Here is a 15,268-nt window from a genome sequence, read left to right as displayed (position 1 = left end):
CTCCTTGGACGTTCCTTGCGCCGGCCGGGTCGTTGCCCGCCGGTCCTTCGGCTTCGCGAAATCAGGTCAGGGGGGCAGGCCGTCGACGAGGTAGAGCGTGCGATGCATCGCCTCCCCGCTCACGCGCCGCGCCTGCGCGTAGTCCTCCGAGTGGTACCAGCGCGCGGCCTGCTCCATCGAGGGGAAGGCGACGATGATGACGCGGCGGAAGCGATGCTCCCCCTCGGTCACCGCCTTCTCCTGCCCGCGCACCAGGAAGGTGCCGCCATGCGCGGCGATGGAGGCACCAGCGAGGGTGCGGTAGCGATCCAGCGCGGGACCCGGGATGAATTCCACCTCGGCGACCATATAGGCGGGCATGGCGATGCTCCTCAGGCCGCGGCGGCTGCGGCGGGGCCGAGCTGCGCCAGGTAGCGCATGGTCCGCGCCCCCGCGTTGCAGCCGGCCACGCCGACGATCCGGCCGCGATTCCAGTATTCCGCCAGGAAGGCGCCGCGTGCCTCGTCGCGGTGGACGAAGCGCGCGTCCTCGGCCGCGGCGGTCTCGCCGAGCACCTGGATGCGCCGGCCGTGCAGGTCGGACCAGAAATAGGGCACGAAGGCCGCCCAGGGGGTCGCCTCCGTGCCCGCGATGGCAGCGGCGACGATGCGGGCCTGCTCGCGCGCCGCGGTCCAGTGCTCGTGCCGCTCGTGCCGGCCGGCCAAGGGGCTGAACCAGGCCGCGACGTCGCCGGCGGCGAAGATGCCGTCCTGCGCGGTGCGGCCGGAGGCGTCGCAGAGCACGCCGTTGCGGATGGGAAGGCCCGATCCCTCCAGCCACTCCACATTGGGCAGGCATCCCAGCCCGGCCACGACCAGATCCGCCTCCACCGTGCTGCCGTCCGAGAGGTGCAGGCGCTGGACGGCGCCGTGCTGCGAGACCTGATCCACCGTCACGCCGCAGCGGAGCGCGACGCCCGCGGCCTCGTGCAGGCCCGCGAGTTCGGCCGCCACGGCAGGGCCGAGGATGCGCAGGAAGGGCGCCGGCGCGGCCTCGAAGATGGTCACCTCCAGCCCGAGCTTGCGGGCGCTGGAAGCGGCCTCCGCACCGACGAAGCCGCCGCCCACGACGGCCAGCCGCGCCCCCGGCCGCAGATGGGCGCGCAGCCCCCGGGCGTCCGCCAGGTCGCGGATGGTCCAGACCGCGCCCGCCGCGCGGCCGGACGGAAAGAACCGGGCCCGCGCGCCGGAGGCGATGACGACCGCATCGCCCTGCAGCTTCGTGCCGTCGGCCAGGGTCACCGTCCGGTCGGCCGCGTCCAGCGCCACGGCGGCGCGGCCCAGCTCCAGCGTCACGCCCAGCGCGGCGTAGTGCGCCGCCTCGTGGAAGGGGAGGCTCGCCTCCGCCTCCTCGCCCAGCAGCACGGATTTGGAGAGCGGCGGACGGTCGTAGGGCAGGTGCGGCTGCCCATCCGCCAGCACGATCCCGCCCGCATGGCCGCAGCGCCGCAGCTCATTGGCCACGCCCACCCCGGCCACCGAGGCGCCGACGATCACCACCCGCGCGCTCATCCGTCCACCCAGACGGGCTCGCGCTTCTCCAGGAAGGCGCGCGCGGCCTCGGCGGCATCGGCCGTGGCCATGAGCTCGGCCTGGGTGCGCTCGGCCAGCGCGTCGTATTCCGCGGGGGTCGCCGCCGCCATCCGCCGCGCCAGGGCGATCGTGCCCTGGATGGCGCGCGGCGCGCCGGTCAGGACGGCCCGCGCCATCTCCCGCGCCGCGCCGAGCACGTCCGTGGAGACGTGGTTGATCATGCCGGCCGCCAGCGCCTCCTCCGCCGTCAGCCGACGCCCGGTCAGCGCCAGCTCCCAGGCCAGGGCCGAGGGCAGCCGGCGGAACACCAGGGGCAGGCAGTCGCCGCCGGCGATCAGCCCGCGCATCGGCTCGGGCAGCGAGAACTGCGCATGCGGCGCGGCCACCACCAGCTCGCAGGCCATGGCGATCTCCAGTCCGCCGCCCACGGCGAAGCCGTTCACGGCGGCGATGAAGGGCTTGCGCCGGGGCCGCCGCACAAAGCCGGCGAAGCCATGGGGCGCGATGACCGCCCTGCCCTCCCCGCGCGCCCGGGCGCGCAGATCCGCGCCGGCGCTGAAGGCCACCTCGCCCGCGCCGGTGAGGATCGCCACCCGGATGGAAGGATCGGCCTCCACGGCGTCCACGGCCGCGGCGAGCCGGTGCGCGGAGGCGAGGTCGATCGCGTTGCGCAGGCGCGGGCGGTTCAGGGTGATGGTCGCGACCGGTCCGTGGAGGGACAGGTCGATGGAATCCGTCTCCTCCATCAGATCACGCCTTCCGCCTTCAGACGGCGCATCTCCTCGGGCGGCAGGTCCAGCAGGCCGGCGAGCACGGCCTCGGTGTGCTCGCCGAGCAGCGGCGGGCAGGCGGTCGCCGGCGTGGGGGAATCGCTCATCCGCACCGGCCAGCCCGGCAGCACGATCTCGCCGCGCTGCGGGTGCTGGACGGCGGTCAGCATGCCGGTCGCGCGGAAGGAGGGCTCGTCGATCAGGTCCGAGGTGTCCATCACCGCCCCGGCCGGCACGCCGGCGCCGTTCAGCCGCGCCATGGCCTCGCGCTTGTCGTGGCGCAGCATCCAGGGCGCGATGATGGCGTCCACCTCCGTCCGCCGCGCGAAGCGCTCCTGCGGCTCGGCGTAGCGGGGATCGCCGATCAGCTCCTCGCGGCCGATCACGGTCAGCAGCGTGTTCCATTGCCGGTTGCCCGTGAGGGAATCCCGCGCCGTGTAGATGAAGCAGTAGTCGTTCGGTCCGCCGCCGGCGCAGGCGAAGACGCCCGAGGGCGCGGAGGAAGAGCTCGGCGAGCCGTTCCCCACCCGCTCCGCCGGCCGGCCGGTGATCTGCTGCCGCGCGAAGGCCATGCGGCAGAAGTTCACCACCACCTCCTGCATCGCGACCTTCACATGCTGGCCGCGCCCGGTCGCATGGCGCTGGTGGAGCGCCGCGACGAGGCCGACCGCCAGGTGCATGGCCGAGCCGGTGTCCGCGAAGGTCGGGCCGGGCTTGACCGGCGGGCCGCCGGGCTCGCCGCTGACGGAGACCGCGCCGCCCATGCTCTGCGCGACGGCGTCGAAGCAGCGGAAGTCGCGGTAGGGGCTCTCCTCGCTGAAGCCGCTGATCGAGCCGTAGACCAGGCGCGGGTTGATGGCGCTCACCGCCGCGTAGCCGAAGCCCAGCCGCTCGATCGTCCCCGGGGCGAAGTTCTCGACCAGCACGTCGCTCTCCGCGATCAGGCGGCGCAGCAGCGCCTTGCCCTCGGACCGGCCCAGATCCAGCGTCACACCGCGCTTGTTGGCGTTCAGGACGAGGAAGTAGAGCGAGTCCATCTCCGCGGAATCCACGGAGGCGATGCGGGCGGGGTCGCCGCCCTTGGGCCGCTCGATCTTCATGACGTCGGCGCCGAGGAAGGCGAGGGTCTGCGCCGCGACGGAGCCGGCCTCCCACTGCGTCAGGTCCAGCACCCGGATGCCGGAGAGCGCCAACCCTCCCGCGACGGCCGGTGGCGCGACCGCCTGCGCCGCCTCACTCATGGCCAGGTCACTCATGGATCGTGATCGCCTCGGCCGGGCAGAGGCGCGCCGCGCGGCGCGTGTGCTCCTCCTGCCCCGGCTGCGGGCTCTCCTGCAGCAGGATGACGATGCCGTCCTCCTCCCCTTGGTCGAAGAGGAAGGGGGCGTTGAGGACACATTGCCCGGCCGCGATGCAGCGGCTCTTGTCGATGGTCACGCGCATGGATGTCGTTCCTTCCTCACCAGGCCAGCGGCAGCTCGTGCACGCCGTAGACGAACATGTCGTGGCGGAAGCGCAGCGCCTCGAAGGGCACGGCGAGCCGCAGATTCGGCAGGCGATGGAACAGCGTGCCGTAGACGATCTGCAGCTCCGCCCGCGCCAGCACCTGGCCGAGGCACTGGTGCACGCCGAAGCCGAAGGCGACATGCGCGCCGGCGTCGCGCGTCACGTCGAAGCGGTCGGGATCGGGGAAGAGACGGCCGTCGCGATTGGCCGCGGGGATGGAGCAGATCACCCCCTCCCCCGCCTTCACGAGATGGCCGTTCACGTCGATATCCTCGAGCGCCACGCGGCGCGCGCCGGTGTGCAGGATGCTGGAGAAGCGCAGCAGCTCCTCGACCGCGCCCGGGATGAGCGCGGGATCGGCCTTGATCAGGGCCAGCTGGTCCGGGTGCTGCAGCAGCGTGAGCACGCCGAGCGCCGTCATGTTCTGCGTGGTCTGATGGCCGGCGCTGAGCAGCAGGCGCACGATGTTGATGAGGGTGATGCGGTCGATATGGCCGGGCCGGTACTGGTCGTGCACGAGGCGCGAGACGATGTCTTCCTCGGGCGCCGCCTCCTTGCGGGTGATCAGCGCGTCGAGATAGCCGAAGAGCTCGTCCAGCGAGGCCCGCACCTCCGCGGGCGTGGACTTCGAGCCGAACTGGATGCGCGTGGCCCGGTGGAAGACCTCGTGGTCCTCATAGGGAATGCCGAGCAGGAGGGTGATGATCTCCGTCGGCAGCGGCGCGCCGAAATGCTCCACGAAGTCGCTGCCCTGGGGCATGGCGCTGTATTGGTCGATGAGCCGGTCCACGGTCCTCTGGATGTGCGGGCGCAGCGCCTCCACCTTCTTGACCGTGAATTCCTTGGTCACCATCCGGCGCAGCCGGTCGTGCTCCGGCGGGTCCAGCCGCAGGAAGGACCTGTCCGCCTTGTCCGCGACCATCCGGCCTTCGTAGACATGCGGGAATCCCTCCCGCACGGGCTCGCAGGAGAAGCGGGGATGCGCGAGCACCACGCGGATGTCCTCGTAGCGCGTCAGCAGATAGGGGTAGGACCCGTCCCAGAGGCGGACGCGGGCGAAGGGCTGGCTCTCCCGCAGCGGCGCGTAGGATTCCGGCGGATGGAAGGGGCAGCCGCGCTGCATCGGGTAGGAGAGCTCGGTGGTGGTGTCCATGTCCATGGGCGTCATCCTGCGTCTTGAAGGGTCGGGGCCGGCTGGACGAGGCGCTGCCGCGCGCGCGCCATCCCGGCGATCCAGCGCTCGCGGTCGCCGGCGCGGCGGACCTCGTATTCGGCGGTGCGCGGATGCGTCAGAACAAGGAATCTTCCGTCGCGGAGGCCCGCCATGAGGGCTTCGGCGATGTCGCCGGGCTCGAGAAATTCCCCGGCGCCGGAGGCGGTGCTGTCCGCGCGGGTCATGGCCGTGCGCACGCCTTCGGGGCAGAGGCAGGACACCCGGATGCCGTCGCCGGCATGGGCGACGGCCAGCCACTCCGCCAGCGCGACGGCCGCATGCTTGCTCACCGAATAGGGGGCGCAGCGGAGGTCCATCAGCAGGCCGGCCGCGGAGGCCGTGACGACGAAATGCCCCGCGCCACGCCGGGCCATGCGGGGCAGGACGATCCGGGCGGCATGCACGTGGCCCAGCAGGTTCACGTCCAGCGACCGGCGCCAATCCTCCGCGTCCCCGAGGCCGGCCCCGCGATGGATGCCGGCATTGGAGCACCAGAGCGCGATGGGGCCATGCTCCGCCTCGATATCGGCGACGGCGGCCTCGAGCGCGCTCTCGTCGGTGACGTCGACCGCAAGGGCCCTGGCCCGCCGCGGATCCAGGACGGCGGCGGAGCGCAGGGCCGCATCGCCATCGCGATCCAGCATCACGACGCGGGGGGCGCCGTCCTGCAGGAGGCGCTCCGCGATGGCGCGCCCGATCCCGCTGGCCGCTCCCGTCACGACGGCCGTTCCCGCCCCTGGCCTGAACCCCTCGGACACCCAGTCTTCCTCCTGTTCGTTGGTAGGACCATTAAACCAATAAGCCGAAGCCCGTCAAGCGGAGCATTCCGGATCAGCGGGCCTTGATCCGGCCACCCGGCCTTGCGAAACGAGGATCCATGAGGACAGCGCGATGACCCGCCCCAGGCACGAGGCCCCGCCCGAGCCAGATCCGCAGGATGGCCCTACCTTCGTGCCAGCGCGTCCGCGCCGGGCCATCGAGGAGATCACGAGCCAGATTCAGGCGCTGATCGCCAAGGGCGCGCTGCAGCCCGGCGACAAGCTGCCGGCCGAGAGGGCGCTGGCCGCGCAGCTGCAGGTCAGCCGCAACACCCTGCGCGAGGCGCTGCGGATGCTGGAGATCACCGGCGTCCTGATCCTGCGCAAGGGCGGCAGCGGCGGCTCCTTCGTCGCCTCCCCCGATGCCCGGCGGCCGGAGGACCAGCGGATCGGCACGCTGCGGCTGACGGATTTCTCGGTGGCGGACCTCACCGGAGCCATCCGTGCCGTGACCATCATGCTGCTGCAGGAGGCGCTTCCGAACTACACGGAGGACGATCTCGCGGCGATGGAAAGCAACATCACCCAGGCCGAATCATGCCGGGACGATTCCCGCCGGCGATCGGAGCTGATGATCGAATTCTATCATCTGCTCGCGGAGGCGAGTGGAAATCGCGTCCTGGTCGCGCTGACCGACGTGCTCGTCGACATGCTGCGCGACTGGGTCTCGCGAATCGGATCGGTGTCGGACGACCGGGTGATCCGATCGCGGCGAACGCTTCTCGACTGCCTCCGACGCCGGGATGCGAAGGGAGCGATCCAGGGCCTGGAAAGATACCTGCACGAACTGCACAAGTTCTGGCTCGAGGGAAAAGCCCCCTAGGCTCGCCGTCGGCTGGGGCCGCGCTCGACGGACAGGCGGGCGAACAGGGCGGCCGGCACCTGGCTCATCCGGGCCGGTTGAGCTTCCGGCGATAGTGCTCCCGCGCCTTCGCGCGATTGCCGCAATCGTCCATCGAGCACCACAGCCGCGAGCGGTTGCGGGTCTCGTCCAGGAACACCCAGCCGCATTGGCGGTCGGCACAGCTCCGCACGCGTTCCCTGGGGTCCTGGACCAGCAGCGATGCCGCGTTCACCGCCACCGGAATCAGGGGGAGCCGCAGGTCCGCCACCTCCTCCGCCGGCATCCAGCTCGGCCGTCCGCCCCTGACGTCCAGCACGGCGATGGCGCCCAGCCGGCCCAGGAGATTGGACAGCTGAGCGGGCACGGGCGCCGCCCCCGGGTTCATCGCGAGATCATGCAGCTCCTCGCGCAGGGCCACTGCGCATCGCAGGGCTGCGGCGGCCAGGCGCGGCGCCTTCTCCGCCCGCGCCGTCAGCTCCCGGGCGAGGGCAGCGCTCACGATCTGCGCCGCCTCCGCCCAGCGCACCAGACCGGCATAGCCGCCGATCCTGTCCTCGCGGCGGGCGGGATCGCCGCGCCACGCGACGGTGTTCACGAAGTCGAGGCAGAGCGCGCCGGCGATCATCCGCGGCGCCTTCTTGCCTTCGTTGACAGCGGCTCTGGCCATGGCCCATTCTAACCGTCTGGATGGTTAGGTAAAGCAGATTGATCCCTCGCCCGTTCACCTGGCGTGGCATCCGCCGAGGGTGGGTTGCCGCAATCCCCCTCGCGATCGGCGTCTCCGCCTACGGGCTGATGTTCGGCGTCCTGTCGACGAGCGCGGGCATGACGGCCCTGGAGGCGACGCTCCTCAGCCTCTTCGTCTATTCGGGATCGGCCCAGCTGGCGCTGGTCCAGAGCTGGTCGCCCACCGTCTCCATGGCCGCGCTCGTCCTGACGGTCCTCATCGTCAACGCGCGCTACGTCGTCTACGGCGCCACGCTTCGGCCGTGGCTGGAAGGGCTCGGCGTCGCCCGGATCGCGTCCTGCCTCGTCGTGATGGGCGATGGGAACTGGGCGCTGTCCCTGCGCAGGTTCGAGGACGGGGACGACGACGTGGGTTTCCTGCTGGGCTCCGGCCTCGCCATGTTCGTCCCCTGGGTTGCCGGCACCACCCTGGGCCACGTCATGGGCCAGGCCCTTCGCGATCCGGCGGTGTTCGGGCTTGATTTCATGCTCGTCGCATTCTCCGCCGCGCTGGGCATGGCGATGTGGCGAGGGCAGAGCGACCTGTGGAACGCCCTGGCCGCGCTCCTCTCCGCCGCGGCCTTCGCCGCGATGGGCTATCAGGTCTGGGCCGTGATCGCCGCGGGCCTGTCGGCGGGCGCGGTCGCGTTCCTTCGCCATGTCGACCAGCACTGACTTCCTGATCCTGCTTGCCGCCCTTGCGGCAGCCTCGGTGAGCTGCCGCATCCTCGGCTACGTGCTGATGGGCGTCGTGCCGATGACCCCGCGCGTCCAGGCCGCCCTGCGCGCCATCCCCCTCGGCGTCATGATCGGCATCGTCACCCCGACCCTCATGAGGGGACACTGGCCCGAGCTTCTCGCCGTTCTGATCGTCGGCCTGGTGATGCGCGCCTCCGGCCGCGACCTCCTCGCCGTGACGGCGGGGGTGACCATCGTGGCCCTGGCGCGGCTCGTTCCCGCCTGACGCCCCCGGTTGGGTCCGTGCGCGCTACTGCTTCTCGATGCCAGCCGCCTGAATGACGCCCGACCATTTGCGGAGATCCGCCTCGATCTCGGATCGGAATGCCTCGGGCGTGGACCCCGCGACGGGGACGCCGATCTCGACGGCCCTTGCGCGAAGGGCCGGATCTTCCATGGAGGCACGAAGGGCCCGGTTGAGGCGATCGACGATCGGACGAGGCGTTCCGCGGGGTGCGAACAGGCCTTGCCATGTGTAGGCCTCGACCTCGGCCAGGCCGACCTCCGCCATGGTGGGAACGGCCGGCAGTGAATCGACGCGCTGCCGCGATGCGACGGCCAGAGCGCGGACGCGCCCGCCCCGGACATAGCCGACGGCCGAAGAGGACGGGGAGAAGCAGAACAGCACCTGGCCGGCGATCAGGTCGGTCACCGCGGGCGCTTCCCCGCGATAGGGCACGTGCACCGCCTCGGTGCGCGACGCGATGCCGAGGAGAACCCCGGACAGGTGCATCGGGCTGCCGATCCCGGCCGAGCTGTAGGAGTGCCGGCCGGGCTCGCGCCGGAGGATCGCCAGCAGATCCTCGACGCTGCTGATCGGCCCGTCCGCACGGACCAGCAGGGCGGTGGGCGTCGTTCCGATTGTGGAGATGAACTCGAAGTCCGTCAGGGGGTCGAAGGGCGGCTCCCGCATCAGCAGCGGGGCGATGAGGTTGCTGCCGAGCGAGCCCGCCAGGATCGTGTACCCGTCCGGCCGGCTCCGGGCGACCGCCGCGGCGCCGACGGTGCCGGCGGCCCCGGTGCGATTCTCGACGATGAGCGTCTGGCCGAGGGACTGCGACATCCGCTCGCTGAGGAGGCGCACCACGACATCCGTGGCGCCTCCGGCGGGGAACGGCACGATCACGCGGATCGGGCGGTCGGGATAGGACGCGGTGCCGTCCTGCGCCATTCCCGGTTGCGCACCCAGGCCCGCCATCGCCGCCGCAACCCAGGTCCGTCGCCGCATGACCCCACCCCCCGACTGGCGTCTCAACCTCCAGCTTTGCCGGAAGGTGGCGCCTTGTTGCCGACGATAGGTCGTCGGATAGTCGTTGCCAATGCGGGAGGACAAAGAGTTGAAGGACGATCTGCGCATCGTCGACGCGCACCATCACCTATGGGATCTCGAAGGCGCGATCCGCTATCCGTGGCTGTCGCCGCCCTATGAGTCGCGGCACGGCGACCATTCCGCCTTCTGCCGGACCTATCTGCCTGACGAGTATCGGCGGGACACGGCGCTGCACAATGTGATCGCGACCGTGCATGTCGAGGCGGAATGCGCGCGGGAGCACGACCTCGACGAGACGCGCTGGCTCACGGAGCTCCATGCCCGCCACGGCATGCCCAATGTCATCGTCGCGCATGCCTGGCTGGACACGCCGGACGCGGAGGAGATCATCGGGCAGCAGAGCCGCTTCACATTGGTCCGCGGCATCCGCTCGAAGCCCGCGACCTCGGCCGGGCCGCAGGAGAGCATCCGCGGCCAGCCCCGCACGATGCAGGACGACAGGTGGCTGCGGGGCCTGGGACTGCTTGAGAAGTACGGGCTCTCCTGGGATCTGCGCGTGCCCTGGTGGCATCTCGAGGAGGCCGCGGAGGTGGCGCGGCATTATCCGCGCCTGCCCATCGTGCTCAACCACACCGGCTGCCTGTGGGACCGGGACGAGGCGGCCATCGCGGCCTGGCGGCGAGGCATGCAGGCGCTCGCCGCGAACGCCAACGTGCACTGCAAGCTCTCCGGGCTGCTCGTCACGGGGCGGCCCTGGACCTTCGCGGACAACGCGCCGATCATCCGCGAGGCGATCCGCATCTTCGGCGTCGATCGCTGCATGTTCGCGTCGAACGTCCCGCCCGATACGCTCAAGGGGAGCTGGGACTACCTGTACACGAACTTCAGGCGTGCGGTGTCGGACCTGCCGCGGGCCGATCAGGAGAAGCTCTTCTCGGAGAACGCGCTGCGCTTTTATCGGATCGAGGTGCCGGGAGAGCCGGGCCTGGGATGACATGGCATGGGGCGGCGCGAACGCTCCGCCTCGCAGTCCACGCGCACGCTTCACCCTTTGCCGCCGTCCTGCGGGCAAGGCCCGGGATTGCCGGCCGGGGCCTCCGCGAACACCGGCGCGCGCAGCTTCTCGTCGCACGCGCCCCCGAGATGCCGCGGCATCGCCTCGGCGGCGCTGCGGTGATCGTCGCCAGCCAGGTGCGCGGGAATATCGAGGTGTTCCGCGCTCCGCCGGCGCACGCGCGTGCGGTCCGGATTCTGACGGTACTCGACCAGGCGGCGCAGCTGATTCTGCCGGACGATCGCCTGCGCCAGGAACCGGTTGCCGGACATGACCGCCAAGGCCTCGTGGAAGCCGGAATTGGTCTCGAACAGCCCGGCGCCACCGCGTATCGGTCCGATCCCTCAGGCGATACCAACGCGGCCTCGGCGATTCGGCTTGCCTTCACCCTGATGCTTCAGGAAAATCTCCGGCCTGAGGTCTCTTCCGGAGCCAGCGGAGCGACGCGCCCCTAAGACCGTTTGGTCCTATCCATCACGGGATTCTACCGCACATGGCCGACTGCTCCACGATCCCGTACGAGCGCGCGTTCTTCTTCGGCCCCTTCCGGCTTGTCCCGGCGCGGCAGCTCCTCCTGGAGGGCGAGACGCCCGTGCCGCTCGGCAGCCGCGCCATAGAAGTCCTCGCTGCCCTGCTGGAGCGCCCCGGGGAGCTGGTCAGCAAGGGCGAGCTCCTGGCTCGCGTCTGGCCCGACACCTTCGTCGAGGAGAGCAACCTCAAGGTGCAGGTGGCGAAGCTGCGGCGGGTGCTGGAACGGGACGTCAACGGCCATCGCTACATCGCGACCGCCTCCGGGCGCGGCTACCGCTTCGTGGCCCCCGTCGAACAGCCCCTGGACAAGCCGCCGACGGCCTCGGACGGCCCGGCGCGCGCGGCGGGCAACCTGTCCACGCCGTCGACGCGCATCATCGGGCGCGCGAAAGAGATCGACGAGCTCCTGCGCCAGCTGCCCCGGCACCGCCTCATCACGATCGTGGGTCCGGGCGGCATCGGCAAGACGACGGTCGCCCTCGCCGCGGCCAGGGAGCTCGCCGGCGCCTACGAGCACGGGGCCTGGCTCGTCGAGCTGGGACCGCTGCGGGAGCCGCAATTCGTCGTGAGCGCGCTGGCCTCCGCGCTCGGCCTCACCGGCGCTTCCGAGGATGCGGCCGCCGCGCTGATCGCCTATGTGCGGGACCGGCGGATGCTGATCGTGCTCGACAGCTGCGAGCATCTCGTCGGGCCGACGGCCTCCATCGCGGAGCAGATCATCGCCGGCGCCCCCGGCGTGCACATCCTGGCGACCAGCCGCGAGCCGCTGCGCGCGCAGGGCGAGCGCGTGCACCGCATCCCGCCGCTGGAAAGCCCGCCCGGCTCGGTCCTGATGACGGCCGCGGAGGCGCTCGCCTTCCCCGCCGTCGAACTCTTTGTCGAGCGGGCCGTGGGCAGCCATGACGATTTCGAGCTGAGCGACGCCGACGCGCCGGTCGTGGCCGACATCTGCCGCAGGCTCGACGGCATCGCGCTGGCCATCGAGCTCGCCGCGACGCGCACCGACGCCTTCGGGGTGCGCGACCTGCTGGCGCTCCTCGACGACCGTTTCCGGCTCCTCGGACCGGGCCGCCGCACCGCCGACCCGCGGCACCGGACCCTCGCTGCGACCCTGGACTGGAGCTACGATCTGCTGTCCGAGGACGAGCGGACGATCCTGCGGCGCCTCTCCGTCTTCGCCGGGGCCTTCACGCTGGAATCCGCCCGCGCCCTGGCGGCCGGCACGGCCAGGGCCGCGCCCGGGTTGATCGAGGGGCTGGGCAACCTCGTCGCCAAGTCGCTGATATCGGCGGATGTCGGCGGGGTGGCGACGCAGTACCGGCTGCTCGACAGCACGCGCGCCTATGCGCTGCAGAAGCTCGCCGCGAGCGGTGAGCACGAGGCCCTGCTGCGGCGCCACGCCGAGCACCATCGCGACCTGTTCGAGCGTGCCTCGGCCGAGGCGGGGACGCGGCCGACGGACGAATGGCTGACCGAATACGGACGCCGGATCGACGATGTCCGCGGCGCGCTGAACTGGGCCTTTTCCGAAGGCGGGGAGCCCGGCCTCGGGATCGGGCTCACCATCGCCGCCATCCCGCTCTGGATGCAGCTGTCGCTGTTGGACGAGTGCCAGGGCGGGGTCGAGCGGGCCCTGGCCGCCGGACAGCCTCTCGCCGAACGCGACGAGATGAAGCTCCTGGTGGCCCTCGGCTCGGCGCTGCTCTACACGCAGGGCCCGCTGCCCGAGACGGGGCAGGCCTGGACCCGGGCCCTCGCCATCGCGGAGCGCCTCGCCGACACCGGCTACCAGCTGCGCGTGCTCTGGGGCCTGTCGATCTATCGCGTCTATGTCGGGGAATATCGCTCGACGCTCGATCTGCTGCGGAAATATCGCGCCGTCGCCGCCCGGAAGGGGGACGCAGCGGACCGCCTGAGCTGCGACAGGCTGATGGCGACCGCGCTGTATTATTGCGGCGACCTCGCCCATGCGCGGCGCCGGATCGACCGCATGCTCGCCCGCTACGCCGTCCCGGCCGAACGGTCGCAGATCACCCGCTTCCAGTTCGACCAGCGCGTCGCCGCGCGGGGCACGCTCGCGAACATCCTGTGGATGCAGGGCTTTCCGGATCAGGCGGTCCGCATGGTGCAGGGCGCGCTGGAGGATGCCCTGGCCGCCGGGCACCCGATCTCGCTGTGCACCGCGCTGGGGCATTCGGCCTTTCCGATCGCCCTCTATGTCGGTGACCTCGCGGAGGCCGGGCGCCTGCTGGCGATGCTGCAGAATCACCTCGCGAAGCACGCGCTGACCGTCTGGAGCGCCGTTGCGCTCTGCCTGAAGGGCACCCTGCTGCTCCGGCGCAGCGACGCGGACGGGCTGCCCTTCCTGCGGAGCGGCCTCGACGAGCTTCGCGGGGCGGGGTACCGCCTGCGCTATTCTTCCCATCTCGGCGCCCTGGCCCAGGGCCTGGGCGCGGCCGGACGGATGACGGAGGCGCAGGCCACGATCGGCGAGGCATTCGAGTGGACAAAGCGCAGCGACGAGCTCTGGTTCATGGCGGAACTGCTTCGCATCCGCGGCGAGCTGCTTCAGGCGGAGGGGGCCGACGGGGCGGCCGAGGAGCAATACGGGCAGGCGCTCGACTGGGCCCGCAGGCAGGGCGCGCGGTCCTGGGAGCTGCGGGCGGCGACGAGCCTGGCCCGGCTCTGGCACGGGCAAGGCCATGCGGCCAGGGCGGAGGAGCTCCTGCGCCCCGTCCATGCCGGTTTCGCCGAGGGCTTCGACACGGTCGACCTCCGGACGGCCCGGGGACTCCTCAACGAGGTCCGGGCGCGCGCCCGCCCGAAGGAGCCGTGGGCCGCCTCGAAATCCATGCAGAGGCGAGTTCGGACACCGCCGCGATAGCCGCGGAGATCGCCTGGCCCGCCGGCTTCCGGCGCCGGGAGGCGAGAACCTGTTTTTACCTCCTTTTACCGGCCCCTGGACCCGCCGATCCCTATCCTCCCTTCCTTCCCGGAGCCGCCGCAGAAGGATGACGATGATGACGGACGCCCCCTCGCTTTTCGAGCCGACGAAGATCGGCGCGATCGATGTCGCCAACCGCATCGCCATGGCCCCGCTGACGCGCTCCCGGGCGGACGCGGACGGCGTGCATTCGGCACTGGCCGTCGAATACTATCGCCAGCGGGCCTCGGCGGGCCTCATCATCACCGAGGCGACCAACATCTCGCGCCAGGGCCGCGGCTATGCCCTCACCCCCGGCATCTACAGCGAGGCACAGACGGCCGCCTGGCGGCGGGTCACCGAAGCGGTCCACGGCGCGGGCGGGAAGATCGTGATGCAGCTCTGGCACGTGGGCCGGATGTCCCATTCCAGCCTGCAGGAGAACGGCGCCGCGCCGGTCGCCCCCTCGGCGATCCAGGCCGGCGAGCTGATCTTCCTGCAGACGGGGCTGGCGCCGCCGAGCATGCCGCGGGCCCTGGAGACCGAGGAGATCCCCGGCATCGTCGCGGACTACCGGAACGCCGCGCGCAGGGCGAAGGAGGCGGGCTTCGACGGCGTGGAGGTCCACTCGGCCAACTGCTACCTGCTGGATCAGTTCCTTCGCGACAGCACGAACAGGCGCACCGACCGATATGGCGGCTCCGTGGAGAACCGGGCCCGCCTGCCGATCGAGGTGATCACGGCGGTCTCGGAGGTGTGGGGCGCGGATCGCGTCGGCGTCCGGCTGTCGCCGATCACCCGCGCGGTCGGCGACACGCCGCTGGACAGCGATCCGCAGCGGACCTACGGCTTCCTGGCCGAGCGCCTGGGCCGGCTGGGCCTGGCCTATCTGCATTGCGTGGAGGGCCAGACCCGCGGCGAGAATGCCGCGGGCGCCTTCGACTTCAAGGCGCTGCATGCGGCCTTCGGCGGCAGCTACATCGCCAACAACAGCTACGACCGGCGGCTCGCGACCGATGCCATCGAATCCGGCCACGCCGACATGATCGCGTTCGGCCGCCCTTTCATCGGCAATCCCGATCTGGTCGAACGGCTGCGCCGGAACACGCCGCTGGCGGAGCCGGACCACGCCACCTTCTATGGCGGCGGCGCCGAGGGATACACGGATTATCCGACGCTGGCCGCGAAGGTCGCCTAGCAGCCTCCGCTCCCCGGCTAGAGTCTTTTCCGTTCGCAAAGGCTCACTACAAAGCCTCTAGCTTCTTGTTTTGAGAGCATGATTCACGCTTCCGGTGATTCCACCT

General features: G+C 71.2%; 16 protein-coding genes. 6 read left to right on the top strand and 10 right to left on the bottom strand.

What is annotated here, in order from left to right; all coding sequences use genetic code 11:
• Window positions 1-66: 66 nt before the first annotated feature.
• Genes AC1ROY_RS21270 through AC1ROY_RS21240 form a run of 7 tightly spaced genes read right to left on the bottom strand, consistent with a single transcriptional unit; the run spans window position 67 to window position 5,818 of the window.
• Window positions 67-360 carry a DUF1330 domain-containing protein gene (locus AC1ROY_RS21270; protein ID WP_493150885.1) on the bottom strand — a complete coding sequence of 98 codons (294 nt, stop codon included), beginning with the start codon at window positions 358-360 and terminating at the stop codon, window positions 67-69.
• 11 nt (window positions 361-371) lie between these two features.
• Window positions 372-1,550 carry an NAD(P)/FAD-dependent oxidoreductase gene (locus AC1ROY_RS21265; RefSeq protein ID WP_493150884.1) on the bottom strand — a complete coding sequence of 393 codons (1,179 nt, stop codon included), beginning with the start codon at window positions 1,548-1,550 and terminating at the stop codon, window positions 372-374.
• On the bottom strand, window positions 1,547-2,317 hold the full coding sequence (locus AC1ROY_RS21260) for an enoyl-CoA hydratase-related protein (RefSeq protein ID WP_493150883.1): 771 nt from the start codon (window positions 2,315-2,317) through the stop codon (window positions 1,547-1,549). Before AC1ROY_RS21260 ends, AC1ROY_RS21265 begins: the two co-directional genes overlap by 4 nt.
• Complete coding sequence (locus tag AC1ROY_RS21255) at window positions 2,317-3,597, bottom strand: CaiB/BaiF CoA transferase family protein (RefSeq protein ID WP_493150882.1); 1,281 nt, start codon at window positions 3,595-3,597, stop codon at window positions 2,317-2,319. Before AC1ROY_RS21255 ends, AC1ROY_RS21260 begins: the two co-directional genes overlap by 1 nt.
• Entirely contained in the window at window positions 3,590-3,784 is a 195-nt protein-coding gene (locus AC1ROY_RS21250; RefSeq protein WP_493150881.1) for a ferredoxin, read from the bottom strand. Before AC1ROY_RS21250 ends, AC1ROY_RS21255 begins: the two co-directional genes overlap by 8 nt.
• A 16-nt stretch (window positions 3,785-3,800) precedes the next feature.
• Window positions 3,801-5,006, bottom strand: coding sequence for a cytochrome P450 (locus AC1ROY_RS21245; RefSeq protein WP_493150880.1), 1,206 nt, complete (start codon window positions 5,004-5,006; stop codon window positions 3,801-3,803).
• Between the two features lie 5 nt (window positions 5,007-5,011).
• A complete protein-coding gene (locus AC1ROY_RS21240; protein WP_493150879.1) occupies window positions 5,012-5,818 on the bottom strand; it encodes an SDR family oxidoreductase in 807 nt (268 codons plus the stop codon).
• Between the two features lie 193 nt (window positions 5,819-6,011).
• Here AC1ROY_RS21240 and AC1ROY_RS21235 point away from each other — a divergent pair, with 193 nt between their 5' ends.
• On the top strand, window positions 6,012-6,701 hold the full coding sequence (locus AC1ROY_RS21235) for a FadR/GntR family transcriptional regulator (protein ID WP_493150878.1): 690 nt from the start codon (window positions 6,012-6,014) through the stop codon (window positions 6,699-6,701).
• Window positions 6,702-6,765: 64 nt separating this feature from the next.
• On the opposite strand, the gene AC1ROY_RS21230 is transcribed toward AC1ROY_RS21235, so the two are convergent.
• The gene (locus AC1ROY_RS21230) at window positions 6,766-7,389 is read right to left on the bottom strand and encodes a CGNR zinc finger domain-containing protein (protein ID WP_493150877.1); all 624 of its coding nucleotides are present in this window, start codon (window positions 7,387-7,389) and stop codon (window positions 6,766-6,768) included.
• 38 nt (window positions 7,390-7,427) lie between these two features.
• Here AC1ROY_RS21230 and AC1ROY_RS21225 point away from each other — a divergent pair, with 38 nt between their 5' ends.
• Together AC1ROY_RS21225 and AC1ROY_RS21220 are read left to right on the top strand one after the other, a co-directional pair.
• Window positions 7,428-8,123 carry an AzlC family ABC transporter permease gene (locus AC1ROY_RS21225; RefSeq protein WP_493150876.1) on the top strand — a complete coding sequence of 232 codons (696 nt, stop codon included), beginning with the start codon at window positions 7,428-7,430 and terminating at the stop codon, window positions 8,121-8,123.
• Window positions 8,107-8,412, top strand: coding sequence for an AzlD family protein (locus tag AC1ROY_RS21220; RefSeq protein ID WP_493150875.1), 306 nt, complete (start codon window positions 8,107-8,109; stop codon window positions 8,410-8,412). The genes AC1ROY_RS21225 and AC1ROY_RS21220 overlap by 17 nt, the downstream gene beginning before the upstream one ends.
• A gap of 24 nt (window positions 8,413-8,436) precedes the next feature.
• Here the strand turns inward: AC1ROY_RS21220 and AC1ROY_RS21215 are convergent, their stop codons facing one another.
• Window positions 8,437-9,543 (bottom strand): Bug family tripartite tricarboxylate transporter substrate binding protein, encoded by a 1,107-nt coding sequence (locus AC1ROY_RS21215; RefSeq protein WP_493150874.1) that lies wholly within the window; start codon window positions 9,541-9,543, stop codon window positions 8,437-8,439.
• On the opposite strand from AC1ROY_RS21215, the gene AC1ROY_RS21210 reads away from it, so the two are divergent.
• Window positions 9,524-10,450, top strand: coding sequence for an amidohydrolase family protein (locus AC1ROY_RS21210; protein WP_493150873.1), 927 nt, complete (start codon window positions 9,524-9,526; stop codon window positions 10,448-10,450). The genes AC1ROY_RS21215 and AC1ROY_RS21210 overlap by 20 nt on opposite strands.
• A gap of 50 nt (window positions 10,451-10,500) precedes the next feature.
• Here the strand turns inward: AC1ROY_RS21210 and AC1ROY_RS21205 are convergent, their stop codons facing one another.
• On the bottom strand, window positions 10,501-10,824 hold the full coding sequence (locus AC1ROY_RS21205) for an FCD domain-containing protein (RefSeq protein ID WP_493150980.1): 324 nt from the start codon (window positions 10,822-10,824) through the stop codon (window positions 10,501-10,503).
• 179 nt (window positions 10,825-11,003) lie between these two features.
• Here AC1ROY_RS21205 and AC1ROY_RS21200 point away from each other — a divergent pair, with 179 nt between their 5' ends.
• Together AC1ROY_RS21200 and AC1ROY_RS21195 are read left to right on the top strand one after the other, a co-directional pair.
• On the top strand, window positions 11,004-13,925 hold the full coding sequence (locus AC1ROY_RS21200; protein WP_493150872.1) for an ATP-binding protein: 2,922 nt from the start codon (window positions 11,004-11,006) through the stop codon (window positions 13,923-13,925).
• A 136-nt stretch (window positions 13,926-14,061) separates the two neighbouring features.
• Complete coding sequence (locus AC1ROY_RS21195; protein WP_493150871.1) at window positions 14,062-15,162, top strand: alkene reductase; 1,101 nt, start codon at window positions 14,062-14,064, stop codon at window positions 15,160-15,162.
• Window positions 15,163-15,268: the final 106 nt, after the last annotated feature.

Source organism: Roseococcus sp. GW821-FHT12F05 (assembly GCF_058806835.1).
Note: the sequence above shows the minus strand (reverse complement) of the source record. Positions and strands in the feature narration are given on the sequence as shown.